Source organism: Staphylococcus sp. AtDRG32, assembly GCF_004365845.1.
In the GTDB taxonomy this organism is placed as follows: Bacteria; Bacillota; Bacilli; order Staphylococcales; family Staphylococcaceae; genus Staphylococcus; species Staphylococcus hominis.
Genome location: NZ_SODE01000008.1, coordinates 54,780 through 70,863, shown reverse-complemented (window position 1 = coordinate 70,863; position 16,084 = coordinate 54,780). Strand labels below are relative to the sequence as shown.

Sequence of the window (16,084 nt, the reverse complement as noted above, 5' to 3'; positions counted from 1 at the left end):
GTCCTCCTGGGTATGTTTTTGTCGTTAAAAACATTGTACCGTAAAAGGACTGTTATATGGCCTTTTTACTTTTACACAATTATACGGACTTTATCTTTATTTATGTATTTAATACACTTTTTAAGGCAAACTTCTACTTCAGTTCGCAAAATAATAAGTATTTATGTAGAATATAGATGTATGATAACGGAGGTTAATATATGTATCAAACAATAATCATTGGCGGTGGACCAAGTGGATTAATGGCAGCAGTTGCTGCGAGTGAAAATAGTAGTAAGGTTCTATTAATCGAAAAGAAAAAAGGTCTTGGAAGAAAATTAAAAATTTCTGGTGGTGGTAGATGTAATGTGACTAATCGTCTACCTTACGAAGAAATCATCAAAAATATACCAGGAAATGGTAAATTTTTATATAGTCCATTTTCAAAATTTGATAACGAATCCATAATAGAATTTTTTGAAAGTCGTGGTATAAAATTAAAAGAAGAAGATCATGGAAGAATGTTTCCAGTTTCAAACAAATCACAAGATATTGTTGATACTTTAGTTAATACAATTAAGAATAACAACGTTGAAATTAAAGAAGAAACTGTTGTTAATGACATTTCTAAAAATGATCAATCTTTTATAGTAAAAACACAAGATGGCGAATTTGAATCAAAAACAGTTATTATTGCGACTGGTGGAACAAGCGTCCCCCAAACTGGATCCACAGGTGATGGCTACAGATTTGCTAAAAATCTAGGCCACACTATTACTGAATTATTCCCTACTGAAGTTCCTATTACATCTAGTGAATCTTTTATTAAAAATAAAACACTTAAAGGCTTAAGTTTAAAAAATGTAGAATTATCAGTTTTAAAGAAAAATGGTAAAAAACGTATTAGTCATCAAATGGATATGATTTTTACACACTTTGGTGTAAGTGGACCAGCTGCATTACGTTGTAGCCAATTCGTTTATAAAGAACAAAAAAATCAGAAAAAACAAGACATACAATTACAATTAGATGTATTTCCAGAGATTTCTTTACAAGATTTAGAAAATAAAATAAAGAAAATCTTAAGCGAAGAACCAGACAAATATATAAAAAATGCACTGCGTGGTTTAATAGAAGAAAGATATTTATTGTTTATGCTAGAACAGGCTGATATTAATGAAAATACAACATTTCATCATCTTTCAAATCCACAGTTGACTCACCTCGCAGAACATTTCAAACAATTCATTTTCACTGTTAATGGTACCCTTTCAATTGAAAGAGCATTTGTTACGGGTGGTGGCGTTTCTCTTAAAGAAATATGGCCTAAAACAATGATGTCAAAAATTCAACCTGGTTTATTTTTATGTGGAGAAGTATTAGACATTCATGGGTATACAGGCGGCTACAATATTACAAGTGCTTTAGTTACCGGCCACGTCGCTGGAAGCGAAGCTAGACAATTTATATATACTTAAAAATAAAAAACACTCCAAAAGTTAAGTAAAATTATAACTTTTGGAGTGTTTTTTATTTCATATTTTGAATACGAAGATAACTGAATTTATTTTTTATTATTTATCTTCTTTTTTTCTTCGTTTTAATAATAATAGCAGACCACTTAATAATGTGAACTCAGCTAAAGATAATAATGAGTTTTCATTTTCACCTGTATAAGGTAGAGTATTTAATTTTGAATGATTATTATTCACATTAAATTTATTATTAAAATTATTAAATGTAACTTTGTTGTCATTAACCAATCCAAAGTTATTTTCAAATTGCTTAACATTCACATGTTCAATCTCATTAATAGTCACTCTCGTTAATTCATTAATATCATTAGTAGTCACATTTTCAGCTAATTTATTTAAGGCTTTCATAACATAAACATCAATTTGTTTATAAGCTTTATTTCTATTATATTCTGATATATTTGTTAATCCTTTAATATACGCTTTACGTTTATTTGCTACATCAAAGATTTGAGATTTAGCTTTCAATTTTACTTTGTCGATTAGAACTATTTTATTAAATTCTTGAAGATAATGTATTTTTATATTATCAACTTGTTTATTAGTTTGAGCTTGGTTTACTTTTTCTTCTGCTTTTTTATATGATCCATCAAGTTTTTGTTTTATGAATAGTTTTTCATCTATTGTAAATGTTTGATCAGATGATACTTTATCTTTTAATTTTTGTAATTCCACTTCTAATTTAGATAAAGCATCTGCTTTTTTAATAACTTCAACTTGAATACTATTAATTGATTGTTTACCTTGCTCTGTAGTCTGATCGACATCTGAGTTAGTATTGGCACCTTCGAGCAGTTTTTTAGCTCTCATTACTGCCTCTTCTACTTTTTGTTTTGCTGCATCCTTTTCTTCTTTTGTTGCGTTTGGTGTTTGATCAATTTCTGCTTTCTTTTGTTTAGCTAATTCGTCGATAGTTTGTTTAGCTACAGATTTTTTAACTATTTCTGGTTGAATTTCATCAATAGCATGTTTACCACTTTCTTTGGCTATTTCAACATCAGAATTAGTCGTAGATTGAGCAATATTATTCTTTGCTTTTATAACTTCTTCATCTACTTTTTGTCTAGCCACATCCTTTTCTTCTTTTGTTGCATTGTGATTATTCTCAATTTCTGCTTTTTTAATTGTTGCTTCATCATCTATCGCTTGTCTAGCTAAAGATTTTTGTATTGTCTCTGGTTGAATATTAGATATAATTGAAATTCCAATTTGAGTTGATTGATCTACTGTATCATTCGTTGTAGATTGATCAACATTATGTTTCGCTTTTGTTGCTGCTTCATCTACTTTACGTTTTGTCATTTCTTTTTCTTCATTCGTTGCTTCATGATTACTATCAATTTCTGCTTTTTTTGCTGTTACTTCATCATCTATAGATTTTTTGGCTTGTGTTTTTTTCAAAGCTACCGCATTAATGTTATTTATTGCACTTATACCATTAATTTGTGCATGATCTACATTGGAATTATTTATTGATTGATCAACATTTCTTTTAGCTTTATTAACCTCATCATCAATTTTTTGTTTAGCTATGTCTTTTTCTTCTTTTGTTGTCGAATTATCTTGATCAATTAGATTTTTTCTAAGAGTTGCTGCTTCATCTATCGCTTTTCTTGCTTCAGCTTTTTTAACTACTTCTGGTTGTATATTTTCAATAGTATTTTTACCAGTTGTTTTAGCATTATTCACACCGTCATTTGTTGTAGCTTGATTTATATTATTTTTCGCTTTTATAACTTCTTCATCAACTTTTTGTTTTGCTGCTTCTTTTTCTTCTTCAGTTGCATCTAGCATTTGATTAATTTTTTCTTTTTTTACTTTCGCTACTTCATCAATTGCTTGTCTTGCTAAAGATTTTTTAACCACTTCTGGTTGAATATTATTGATCTCTGTATTTCCTGTTGTTTTTGCTTGATCCACTGCATCATTTGTTGAAGCTTGATCAATATTATCTTTTGCTTTTGTAGCTTCTTCATCTACTTTTTGTTTTGCTACTTCTTTTTCTTCTTCAGTTGCATCTGGTGTTTGATCTATAATTTTTTTCTTAGCAATTGCAGATTGGTCAATTTCATGTTTTGCCTCTACTTTTTTTATAATTTCAAGTTGGATTGTATTAATAACATTTATCCCTTTTGTTTTTGCTTCATCAACTCCTTCATCATTTTCTGCTTCGTTGATATGAGTTTTAGCTTCTGTTAACGCTTGATCCACTTTACTTTTCGCTGCTTCTTTTTCTTCTTCAGTTGCTTCTTGCGTTAAATCAATAGTTGCTTTTTTAAGTTTAGCTAAATCATCAATTGCTTGTCTTGCTTCTGATTTTTTAACTACTGTCGGCTGAATATTATTTATCATTGTAGTGCTATTTTGTTCAACTTGATCTACGTCATTATTTGTTTTTGCTTGATCAATTCCATGTTTTGCTTTTATGACTTCTTCGTCAATTTTTGATTTCGCTGCTTCTTTTTCTTCTTCAGTTGCATCAGGTGTTTGATCAATGATGGCTTTCCTAGTTAATGCAATTTGATCAATAGCATTCTTAGCTGTCTCTTTTTTTACAACTTCTGGCTGAATGTTATTTAAAGCAACATTTCCTCTATCTTTTGCTTGATCTACATCACTATTTGCTATTGCTTGATCAATACTATGTTTTGCTTTTGTAACTTCTTCGTCAACTTTTTGTTTTGCTGCTTCTTTTTCTTCTATTGTCGCATTTGATGTTTGATCAATATTATTTTTTTTAGCTCTTGCTACTTGATCAATTAACGTTTTAGCTGCAATTTTTTTAATAATATTGGGTTGGATATTATTAATTGCTATTGTGCTATTATGCTCAACTTGATTCACATCATTATTTGTAACTGCTTGATTAATGTTACGTTTTGCTTTTGTTACCTCTTCATCAACTTTTGATTTCGCTGCTTCTTTTTCTTCTGTTGTTGCATCTGGTGTTTGATCAATGATGTTTTTTCTAGTTAATGCAATTTGATCAATAGAAGTCTTAGCTGTCTCTTTTTTTACAACTTCTGGCTGAATGTTATTTATAGCAACATTTCCTCTATCTTTTGCTTGATCTACATCACTATTTGTTACTGCTTGATCAATACTATGTTTTGCTTTTGTAACTTCTTCATCAACTTTTGATTTCGCTGCTTCTTTTTCTTCTGTCGTTGCATCAGATATTTGATCAATGATGGCTTTTTTGATTTTTGCTTGAGTATCTATACCTCGTTTTGCTTGTTCTTTTTTAACTATATCTGGTTGGATATTATTTATTGATGCCGTACTATTATGTACTACTTGATCTACATCATTATTAGATAAAGCACGATTAATATTATTTCTTGCTTCTGTTGCAGCTTCGTCTACTTTTGATTTCGCTGCTTCTTTTTCTTCTGTTGTTGCACCCAGTGTTTGATCAATCGCTTCTTTTTTAATTCTAGCTACTTCATCGATTGCAGTCTTTGCTGCTATTTTCTTAACTATATTTGGTTGAATATGACTAACTGTTGTAACACCATCTTCTTTTGCTTTGTCAACAGCTTGATTTATTTCTGTATGATTAATATTATTTTTTGCTTCTACTGCAGCTTCGTCTACTTTTGATTTTGCGGCTTCTTTTTCTTCTATAGTTGCATCAACATTATTGTCGATCTCTGTCTTCTTATTAATAACTTCATTATCAATTGCTTGTCTTGCTTCTGATTTTTTAAGCACATCTGGTTGGATTGCATTGATTGTAGTCGTACCATTTGTTTTTGCTTCATCCACATCTGAATTAGTTATTGTTTCATTAATATGAGCTTTGGCTTCCGTTACCGCTTGGTCTACCTTCGCTTTGGCTGCCTCTTTTTCTTCTGTTGTCGCATCTGGTGTTTGATCAATCGCTTCTTTTTTAGCTCTTGCAACATCATCAATTGCTTGTCTTGCTTCTGATTTTTTGATTACTTCTGGTTGGATTGCATTGATTGTAGTTGTACCATTTGTTTTTGTTTCATCCACACCTGAATTATTTATTGCTTCATTGATATGAGCTTTGGCTTCCGTTACCGCTTGGTCTACTTTCGCTTTAGCTGCTTCTTTTTCTTCTGTTGTCGCATCTGGTGTTTGATCAATTGCTTCTTTCTTGACTCTTGCAGCATCATCGATTGCTTGTCTTGCTTCTGATTTTTTGATTACTTCTGGTTGGATTGCATTGATTGTAGTTGTACCATTTGTTTTTGCTTCATCCACACCTGAATTATTTATTGCTTCATTGATATGGCCTTTGGCTTCCGTTACTGCTTGGTCTACCTTCGCTTTGGCTGCCTCTTTTTCTTCTGTTGTTGCACCCGGTGTTTGATCAATCGCTTCTTTTTTAGCTCTTGCAATATCATCGATTGCTTGTCTTGACTCTGATTTTTTGATTACTTCTGGTTGGATTGCATTGATTGTAGTTGTACCATTTGTTTTTGCTTCATTGACACCTGAATTATTTATTGCTTCATTGATATGGCCTTTGGCTTCCGTTACTGCTTGGTCTACCTTCGCTTTGGCTGCCTCTTTTTCTTCTGTTGTCGCATCTGGTGTTTGATCAATCGCTTCTTTTTTAGCTCTTGCAGCAGCATCAATTGCTTGTCTTGCTTCTGATTTTTTGATTACTTCTGGTTGGATTGCATTGATTGTAGTTGTACCATTTGTTTTTGCTTCATCCACACCTGAATTATTTATTGCTTCATTGATATGAGCTTTGGCTTCCGTTACCGCTTGGTCTACTTTCGCTTTTGCAGCTTCTTTTTCTTCTGTTGTCGCATCTAGTGTTCGATCAATTGCTTCTTTCTTAGCTCTAGCTACTTCATCAATTGTCTCTCTTGCTTTCATTTTTTTCGTAATTTCTGGTTGGATTGCATTAATAAAATTCGTACCATTTGTTTTAGCAGTATCTACATTTTCATTTTTTAGTGCTTGATGAATTAGTTCCTTAGCCTTAGTAACCTCTTGATCTATTTTCGCTATTGCTGCCTCTTTTTCTTCTACTGTTGCATCAGGTGTTTGATCAATTGCTGCTTTTTTAATTCGGGCTACCTCATCGATTGTATCTCTTGCATCTGATTTTTTAACCACTTCTGGAATAACTGCATTAATTGCAGTTATTCCTTCATTTTGTGCATCATCTACACTTGAATTAGTAGTTGCTTGATTAATGTTATTTTTAGCTTCGGTTACTATTTTATCTACTTTTGCCTTTGCGACTTCTTTTTCTTCTATAGTCGCATCTTCTATTAAATCAATTTCTTGTTTTTTAGCTATAGCGGCTTGATCAATTGCTTGTGCAGCAGCATTTTTCTTTACTGGATGCGCTACTACTTGTGATATCTCGTTTACTTTGTTTTCTTTTAATATTTCAATTTCATTATTGTGATTTAGACTATTAATATCTGCTTTTGCTCTAGCTACCAAATTATCTATCTCAGTTTTAGCTGCATTTTTTTCTTCTAAAGTTGCATTATTATCCTTATCTATTTCAACTTTTCTTGCAGATGCTATATTATCTATTGCAGTTCTAGCGTTACTTCGAACAGTTGGAGTTATAGTAGCAGCATTCACACTATCTATGCTACTTGTTTTTTGTTGCGCTACACCATTATTTGTAGTTTCATTCATAATATTTGTTGTAGCCTCTGACACTAAATTATCAATCGTTGCTTTTGCAGCTTCTTTTTCTTCTACTGTTGCATCAGGATTATTATCAAACTCTACTTTTTTAGCATTTGCTCTTTCAGTTAATTCATCAATTGCTGCTTGCTTTACTGTTGGAGTAAGATCAATCATTGTAATTTCATTAATTCCAGTGTCTTTATTTGTTGCTACATCATTTGAAGTCATTGATTGATCAACAGTTGTATAACTAGATTGTAGTGCTTGATTCACTTGCTCAATCACAGCATTTTTTTCTTCAATTGTAGCTGTATCGTTACCCATAAAGAGCGCTCTTTTAGTTCTTGCAACTTTGTCTAATGATAATTTAGCATGTGCTTTATCTAAATTTAAATCGATACTATTAATCGTTGCTTGATCTTTCAATTCACTTATAGGCATCTCATCTGTTTCAGCTAATACTTCTTTAGCTTTTCTAAGTACCATTTGCATTGCTTCCCATACTTCTGGTGAATTATCGTTTTGATCAAGATTGGCTAAATCATCCTCAATTTCTGTTACTTTGTCTCTCAAATGTTGCTTATACATTTTAACTGTAATAGTTTGTTTATCTAATACAATATCTCCTTGTCGCATACCAGAATCAACACTTACAAATTCATTATGCACACCGTATCTTGTATAATGATCGCCATTATTACGTCCAAAATCTTTAGAATCACTTAATCTATTCATATTTATACCATCTGTAACATAAGTCAAATGTCCTAAGAATTCTTTTTCAATTGGTCGATCAGTTGGTAAGGATAATCCTATAGAAATATTTTTACTTGCTCCTGCATCCAGTCGATCTATTTTAACTGTTAACTCTTTAGTTGCTGCATTAAATTTTCCAGTAGCATTTTTTGTAGATACATATGTCACATCTTCTGGTAAAACAATCGTATATTCTGTTTTATTTGAACTAGAATGTCCTCTATTTTCAATTCTAAACCCTATTTCTTGATAAACTCGATCAGCATTTATAGATCCAGATTGTGCAAAGTAGTGTGTATTATTTACTGTCGCAGTTAAATATGCGCCACTATTAATGGTAACATCAGCTAACACTCCGCCTCCAAAGTTATTAGGACCAGTAAGGAGTCTATGTCCATTAGTAGAATCAGTACTACGATTTAATGCCGATTCAAATCTTAATCTTAATCGTGAGACTGTTTCTGGCACTTGAAATACACCTACAAAGTTACCAATTGGGTTCTGTAATATATCCGGAGTTCCTTTATACAAAAGTGTAGAAGGATTATTCGCATCGTAAATATACACTCTTGCACCATTAACCCCCCATATATTATTCATACTACTAGAAATATAATGTAATTGGATTTCTGATCCAGGAGTAACATCAACATCTTGGTAAATTGATCCTACTGTAGGATCAGCTATACCTGGAACTAGATTAAAGTTACCATTATATTTTGATAGTACTACACCAATTTTATTATTGGTTTTATCGAATATATAAGGATTGTATGCGGGCAACGATTTAGGACCCCAAATTAATGGAATGATGGTTTGATCATTACTATTTACATGCCAACCCGGTACAGTATTTGCTTCATTCATTGCAGACTCTAAATTCTTAGTCGGTATCGTCGCACCCTGTGAATTATCTGTAAATGTCCCATTAATGATTTGACCAGTATTTTGTTCATTTACAGCCATCGGATCTGTATTTGTAGTACTAGGAATGTTATCTACTGAACGTTTCCCTCTTCTATGTGGTTGATTAACGTTTGTAGTTTCATGATTATTTTCATTACTAACTACGTCATTAGTTGTTACTTTCTCATTATGATTTGTATTATTTTCAGTGCTATTAATTACATTATTCACTGTACCTTCTTCACGTTCACGGTTAATTGAATGCTCACTTGAAGTATTACTTTCATTATTTCGATTATTTTCATTTGAATTAGATATATTTGTTGACGTTGTTTCACTATGTGGTTGTTCAATATTAGTATTTTGTTTATTAATCGTCGCACTTTCATTCGTTTGTGGCGCACTTGTATTTGTTTCTGCATCATGTGTTGCTGCATGACCAGGATGTGATAAAAACACTACTGTAGCAATTAGCGTTGAAAATGTCCCCACACTAAATTTACGAATACTAAATTTCTGTTTTTTAAAAAGATTCATTATGTTTCCTCCTTGATGTTCTCTCTTGATGTCAATTGTTATAATGAAAATGTTTTATGTATGCTATAGTTGTTACTATCACTTACATAATATTATATTCACACTTAAATATAATATCATAATAAAATTAAAAGTACTACAACTAAATAATATAAAAATATTAAAAATAAGTTAAATTATAAAAAAAACAGCGAAGAATCATAACTTCGCTGTTTTTCTGTATTATTGTTTAAATATCTATAAATCATTATATACTGTCTATTTCAATACCTTCATCGCCCCATGCTTGCATGCCACCTTCAACATTAACTGCATGAATACCTTCATTTTCAAGGTAGTTCGCTACTTTTTCACTACGAACACCTGCAGCACAAACGATGTAGTACGTTTCATTTTTATTAAATTGATTTAAGTTATCAGCAATTTGATCCATTGGAATAGTTTTAGCTCCAGGAATTGTCCCCATTGCAGTTTCTTCATCTGTTCGCACATCGATAATATTTACTGGATTAGATCCTAGTATTTTCTCTTTTAATTGATCTACTGTAATTGATTCCATTATAAAACTCCTCCTTCATTATTTTGCAACGATATTCACTAATTTTTGAGGTACAGCAATAACTTTTTTAATCTCTTTACCTTCTATAGATAGTTTAACATTTTCATTTTGTAATGCTAACTCTTGCATATCTTCTTTAGATAAGTCTTTAGGAATATCGATTTTCGCTCTTACTTTACCATTAACTTGCACTACAATTTCAATCTCATCATCTACAAGTAATGATGCATTATACGTAGGCCAAGGTTGGTACGTAATAGTTTCTTGATTGCCTAAACGTTGCCATAACTCTTCACTAACGTGAGGGGCAATTGGTGCTAACATTTTAACAAATCCTTCTACATAAGGTTTGTAAATGTTATTCGCTTTATAACAATCATTGATAAATACCATCAATTGACTAATTGCCGTATTAAAGTTAAGAGTATCAAAGTCTTCAGTCACTTTTTTAACTGTTTGATTATAAACTTTATCTAATGAATTATCGTTATTTTCAACAATTTTATTAGATAATGACCCATCTTCATTAATGAATAATCTCCATACACGATCTAAGAAACGTCTAGAGCCATCTAACCCATTTTCACTCCATGCTATAGCTGCATCTAATGGTCCCATAAACATTTCATATAGGCGTAATGTATCTGCGCCATGGGATGCTACGATATCATCAGGATTAACAACATTACCTTTAGATTTACTCATTTTTTCGTTGCCTTCACCGAGAATCATACCTTGGTTGAATAATTTTTGGAATGGTTCTTTCGTAGGAACTACACCTAAATCATATAATACTTTATGCCAGAATCTTGAATACAGTAAGTGAAGTACCGCATGTTCTACTCCACCAATATATAAGTCTACCGGCAACCAATGTTTTAATTTCTCTGGATCTGCTAACATATTCTCATTATGTGGATCAATATATCGTAAATAATACCAACAACTACCAGCCCATTGTGGCATAGTATTTGTTTCGCGACGTCCTTTCATGCCTGTTTTTTCATCAACAACATTTACAAAGTCATCAATATTGGCTAATGGTGATTCACCCGTACCAGATGGTTTGATTTGGTCAGTTTCAGGAAGTAATAATGGAAGTTCTTCTTCAGGCACAGTTGTCATCGTACCATCTTCCCAATGAATCACTGGAATTGGTTCTCCCCAATAACGTTGTCTACTAAATAACCAGTCACGTAATTTGTAATTCACTTTTTTCTCGCCAGCACCTTTGGCTTCGAGTAAAGTAATTGCTTTAGAAATTGCTTCTTTATTATCTAGCCCATCTAGTTCGCCAGAATTGATATGTGCACCTTCTCCAGTATATGCTTCTTCTTGAACGTTTCCGCCCTCGATAACTTCAATGATAGGTAAATCAAATTTCTTAGCAAATTCATGGTCTCGCTCATCATGTCCTGGTACTGCCATAACTGCACCTGTACCATAAGTCGATAATACATAATCAGCAATCCAAATTGGAAGTTTCTTACCTGATAACGGGTTAATAGCATACGCCCCAGTAAACACACCTGATTTATCTTTTGCTAAATCAGTACGCTCTAAGTCTGATTTTTTTGATGCTTCTTCTTGATACTGTTTAACCATTTCTTTTTTGTCATCAGTAGTAATTTCATTCACTAACGCATGTTCAGGACTAAGTACTAAGAATGTTGTACCGTAGATAGTATCTGGACGTGTTGTAAACACATCAATAGTGTCATTAGTATTTTCAACATTAAATGACACACGTGCACCTTCAGAACGACCAATCCAGTTTCTTTGCATATCTTTAATTGATTCAGGCCAATCTAATTCATCTAAATCTTCTAATAAACGATCGGCATATTCTGTAATTTTTAATACCCATTGTTTCATCGGACGTCTATATACAGGATGACCTCCACGTTCTGATACACCATCTACAACCTCTTCATTTGATAACACTGTACCAAGTGCCGGACACCAATTTACTGCAACTTCATCTACATATGCGAGTCCTTTATTATAAAGCTGAATAAAAATCCATTGCGTCCATTTATAATATTCAGGATCTGTAGTATTAACTTCTCGATCCCAATCATAACTAAAACCTAGTTCTTGAATTTGACGTTTAAATGTTTGAACATTCTTTTTAGTAAATTCTCTAGGATCATTCCCTGTATCTAACGCGTACTGCTCAGCGGGTAATCCAAAGGCATCCCAACCCATTGGATGTAATACATTATATCCTTGCATACGTTTATAACGAGAAATAATATCCGTTGCAGTATATCCTTCTGGATGTCCTACGTGTAATCCCGCACCAGATGGATATGGAAACATATCTAATGCATAGAATTTTTTTTGACCTAAATTATCGTTTGCTTTGAATGTTTTATTCTCAGCCCAATAATTTTGCCATTTCTTTTCAATCTCTTTGTGATTATAACCCAAAGTATTTTCCTCCTAATAAAAATAAAACACCTCAAACTATTACTTTTGACAGGGACGACTTTCTTTAGCCGCGGTACCACCCTCATTCACATTTTACATGTGCACTTTATAATAGTAAGAGATGTTTTAAATTCAATTAATTAACGGTAAGTTCACTTAATTCTTAACGCTAGTTTGCACCACCACTAGCTCTCTTTAGAAAAGTATTTAAGTTACTACTCCAATACAGTTTAATATTATGAGATTCGTAACCTAATTGCAAGTGGTTCATCATATTTTATATGTTTAATTTTCAAGTTGTCTTTCAACGATTTTCATGTTGTGATTGTTTCGGTAGACCCTTATCAAAAATAGATAAGAAAAACATTCCTATTAATAAAAGAATGATCATTCCTATGAACATTGCACTCATATTGAATGTATCTACCAATATACCCCCGATTAGAGGACCAAATGCTTTTCCCACAGTTGATGCAGAATTTACTACACCCTGATATTGACCTTGCTTACCTTGTGGCGCTAAATAATTGGCAATCGTTGGTACTGCAGGCCATACAAACATTTCACCAAAAGTAAGAATAATCATTCCTATTAAGAAGACGGTAAATTGTTCTGCAAAACTTGTAACAAAGAATGACAACATAAAAATTAAAATACCAACAAACATTTGATATTTTAAGTTTCCTTTTAACAAACGAATGACTGGTCTAATTAATGGTTGTGCAACTAAAATCATAATTCCATTTACCGTCCACAATACACTATATTGAGACATTGAAATATTAATTTGTTGCGTAAATGAGGCTATTGTTGTTTCCCATTGAATGTATCCAATCCAACAAATACTAAACATGGCACATAATAATATTAAAGCTATAAAACGTTTTTTATTTTCTTTACTTTGGATATCTAGACTATCTGGTGATTTCACTTTAGCATGGTATTCTAAATTAAATTGCGTAAAGGCTACAATTCCAAATAATACGTACATGATTAAATTAGCTAAGAAGATAAAATTAAAGCTAAATTCAGCAACGAAACCTCCCATTGCAGCTCCAGCAGCAACACCTATGTTTTGAGCTAAGTAGATAGCATTAAAAGTTGTTCTGCCACCATTAGGCCAAACGGCACCAGCCATTGCGTAGATTGCTGGAACAATCATTCCTCCACCAAAACCAAGTAGCACTAACCAAACTGCATACCACGGCCATCCATGAAAGAAATTAAGTAATGTTGTACTAAGCAAACAAGTAATAGTACCTATCATGATTGTACGGTAACCACCTAACTTATCGAACAACGTTCCACCTAGTAAGTTACCAACTACCATTCCAAAAGAATTAATCATTAGAACAATCCCAGAAACTGTCAAGCTTTTTCCTAATTCTTCTTTCATATAAATCGTATTTAAAGGCCATAAAAAGCTAGAACCAGTTATATTTAATGCCATTCCTATAACTAGCCACCATACTGATCTAGGTATATTCATAATTTTTAAGTCCTCTCTTTATATTTTTATCGAACTATAATAAACACTATAACATTAAAATATGTTAAAATCTTTACTTAGAACTAAGTTAGATAGAAAGGATAATGTGTTATGGGTAAGTATTTCCCGTATGCCTTTGAAAATAAACGATATCATACATGGAATTACCATTTAAAAAATAAATTCGGACAGAAAATTTTTAAAGTTGCTCTAGATGGCGGATTTGACTGTCCAAATAGAGACGGTACTGTCGCACATGGCGGTTGTACGTTTTGTTCAGCAGCTGGTAGTGGTGACTTTGCAGGAAATAGAGCCGATCCAATTGAAGTACAATTCCAACAAATTAAAGAACGAATGCATGAAAAATGGAGTGAAGGTAAATATATTGCTTACTTCCAAGCATTTACAAATACCCATGCACCTGTAGAAGTTTTAAAAGAAAAATATGAACCTGTGTTAAAAGAAGAAGGAGTTATTGGTTTATCTATCGCTACACGTCCAGATTGTCTGCCAGATGATGTGGTTGAATATTTAGCTGAACTAAATCAACGTACTTATTTATGGGTGGAACTTGGTCTTCAAACAGTTCATCAGAAAACCTCTGATTTAATTAATCGTGCGCACGATATGCAAACGTATTACGAAGGTGTAGCTAAATTGCGTAAACATAATATTAACGTATGTACACACATTATTAATGGCTTACCAGGTGAAGATTATCATATGATGATGGAAACAGCACGAGAAGTGGCACAAATGGATGTGCAAGGTATTAAAATCCATTTATTACATTTACTTAAAGGTACACCAATGGTCAAACAATACGAAAAAGGTATGCTTGAATTTATGACTCAAGAAGATTATACAAACTTAGTGTGTGATCAACTTGAAATCCTTCCGCCAGACATGATTATTCATCGTATTACTGGAGATGGACCGATTGATTTAATGGTAGGACCAATGTGGAGTGTTAACAAGTGGGAAGTTCTCAATGAAATAGATGATGAATTAGCACGTCGTGAATCTTATCAAGGTAAGTTTTACACATCTAATACTAAGGTGAATTCATGAAATTAGAACGTATTCTTCCTTTTGCTAAAACACTTATTAATCAACATATTCAAGATGATAGCATTGTTATTGATGCTACGTGTGGTAATGGAAATGACACCCTATTTTTAGCAGAACAGGTTCCAAATGGCAAAGTGTTTGGTTTCGATATACAAAAAGAAGCTATTGAACATACAAAAGAAAAAATAGCATCCTTTAAACATGTTACGTTGATACATGATGGACATGAAAATATCTTAAATGATATACCAAGTGATGTCATCGGAAACGTGAATGCAGCTATTTTCAATTTGGGATATCTGCCTAAAGGTGATAAAACTATTGTTACTAAACCTGAAACAACTATTCAAGCTATTGAAAGTATTTTTAAACTATTAAGTACAGAAGGTATTATTGTACTAGTAATTTATCATGGACATAAGGAAGGACAAATCGAAAGAGATGAATTATTAAAATATCTCGAAAACTTTGATCAAAGTAAAGCACACATATTAAAATATCAATTTATCAATCAAGTTAATCATGCACCTTTTATATGTGCGATTGAAAAACGCTAAATTTTAAAACCCATAAATTAAAACATCAAATCGTAGTTTTAATTTATGGGTTTTTTATATTAAACGCTCATCAATGAATTCAAACTATTTTCTAAAGATTCATATTTTCTTTTAATAATAGTAGTAATAAAATCTAATAATTCATTTCTATATTTATTTTTTTCTTCATTAAAATGGATAATAACCGTACGTTCGTCGTCAATGGGACGCTCTTTGTAAACCCAATCAGATTGAACTAAATTATTATACGTTCTTGTTCGTTTATATGACTTGATATTAACATATTGATCCATCTCTTTTAATGTCATAGGCCCCTTTTCCCATAACGTTAATAAAATAAGTACTTCTTCTTTATTTAAATGATACTTCTCATAAATAATTCTAAATATAGAATCTATATCCTTCAATAATTTCTCTAATTTCAATACCATGGATACCGTTTCTTTTTTTTGTAATTTCATAATTCATTCCCCTTGATCTCTCATATTATGTATAATAATTATAATTCAATTTATTATTAAGTTTATACGATTTGGCGTTTTTAAAAATTCAATACAATTTATTTTTCAATAATATATCAACTATATTTTTTAATTCAACATTTATATTATAAATCTAATACTAAATT

The 16,084-nt window shown here is 31.9% G+C and carries 8 protein-coding genes and 1 other annotated feature; of the genes, 3 read left to right on the top strand and 5 right to left on the bottom strand.

The annotated features are described in order from the left end of the window. Positions 1-200 precede the first annotated feature (200 nt). Positions 201-1,457 carry a BaiN/RdsA family NAD(P)/FAD-dependent oxidoreductase gene (locus BDW25_RS09905; RefSeq protein ID WP_002455186.1) on the top strand — a complete coding sequence of 419 codons (1,257 nt, stop codon included), beginning with the start codon at positions 201-203 and terminating at the stop codon, positions 1,455-1,457. Positions 1,458-1,553: 96 nt separating this feature from the next. Here the strand turns inward: BDW25_RS09905 and BDW25_RS09900 are convergent, their stop codons facing one another. The 4 genes from BDW25_RS09900 to BDW25_RS09885 all read right to left on the bottom strand — a co-directional run bounded on the left by BDW25_RS09900 (position 1,554) and on the right by BDW25_RS09885 (position 13,828). Next, positions 1,554-9,347, bottom strand: a complete 7,794-nt coding sequence (locus tag BDW25_RS09900; protein ID WP_133945489.1) for a SasC/FmtB family protein — start codon at positions 9,345-9,347, stop codon at positions 1,554-1,556. A 247-nt stretch (positions 9,348-9,594) separates the two neighbouring features. After that, positions 9,595-9,906, bottom strand: coding sequence for a rhodanese-like domain-containing protein (locus BDW25_RS09895; RefSeq protein WP_002449646.1), 312 nt, complete (start codon positions 9,904-9,906; stop codon positions 9,595-9,597). 18 nt (positions 9,907-9,924) lie between these two features. Continuing rightward, on the bottom strand, positions 9,925-12,339 hold the full coding sequence (gene leuS, locus BDW25_RS09890; RefSeq protein ID WP_002488439.1) for a leucine--tRNA ligase: 2,415 nt from the start codon (positions 12,337-12,339) through the stop codon (positions 9,925-9,927). Positions 12,340-12,386: 47 nt separating this feature from the next. After that, positions 12,387-12,577, bottom strand: a binding site (T-box leader). A gap of 66 nt (positions 12,578-12,643) precedes the next feature. Next, a complete protein-coding gene (locus BDW25_RS09885; RefSeq protein ID WP_049418251.1) occupies positions 12,644-13,828 on the bottom strand; it encodes an MDR family MFS transporter in 1,185 nt (394 codons plus the stop codon). 111 nt (positions 13,829-13,939) lie between these two features. Between BDW25_RS09885 and mnmL the strand changes: the two genes are divergently transcribed. Both mnmL and mnmM read left to right on the top strand, forming a co-directional pair. Beyond that, the gene (gene mnmL, locus BDW25_RS09880) at positions 13,940-14,899 is read left to right on the top strand and encodes a tRNA modification radical SAM protein MnmL/YtqA (protein ID WP_017176354.1); all 960 of its coding nucleotides are present in this window, start codon (positions 13,940-13,942) and stop codon (positions 14,897-14,899) included. Beyond that, the gene (gene mnmM, locus BDW25_RS09875) at positions 14,896-15,456 is read left to right on the top strand and encodes a tRNA 5-(aminomethyl)-2-thiouridylate-methyltransferase MnmM (protein WP_064207022.1); all 561 of its coding nucleotides are present in this window, start codon (positions 14,896-14,898) and stop codon (positions 15,454-15,456) included. Before mnmL ends, mnmM begins: the two co-directional genes overlap by 4 nt. A gap of 59 nt (positions 15,457-15,515) precedes the next feature. Here mnmM and BDW25_RS09870 read toward each other — a convergent pair whose 3' ends face one another. Next, positions 15,516-15,917, bottom strand: coding sequence for a transcriptional regulator, SarA/Rot family (locus BDW25_RS09870; protein WP_002449620.1), 402 nt, complete (start codon positions 15,915-15,917; stop codon positions 15,516-15,518). Between the last annotated feature and the right edge of the window lie 167 nt (positions 15,918-16,084).

Bases quoted from the DNA above. Each gene is read 5' to 3' on its own strand.
- BDW25_RS09885 (WP_049418251.1), bottom strand. From the start codon at position 13,828: ATGAATATACCTAGATCAGTATGGTGGCTAGTTATAGGAATGGCATTA.
- mnmM (WP_064207022.1), top strand. From the start codon at position 14,896: ATGAAATTAGAACGTATTCTTCCTTTTGCTAAAACACTTATTAATCAA.
- BDW25_RS09895 (WP_002449646.1), bottom strand. From the start codon at position 9,906: ATGGAATCAATTACAGTAGATCAATTAAAAGAGAAAATACTAGGATCT.
- BDW25_RS09870 (WP_002449620.1), bottom strand. From the start codon at position 15,917: ATGAAATTACAAAAAAAAGAAACGGTATCCATGGTATTGAAATTAGAG.
- BDW25_RS09900 (WP_133945489.1), bottom strand. From the start codon at position 9,347: ATGAATCTTTTTAAAAAACAGAAATTTAGTATTCGTAAATTTAGTGTG.
- BDW25_RS09905 (WP_002455186.1), top strand. From the start codon at position 201: ATGTATCAAACAATAATCATTGGCGGTGGACCAAGTGGATTAATGGCA.
- mnmL (WP_017176354.1), top strand. From the start codon at position 13,940: ATGGGTAAGTATTTCCCGTATGCCTTTGAAAATAAACGATATCATACA.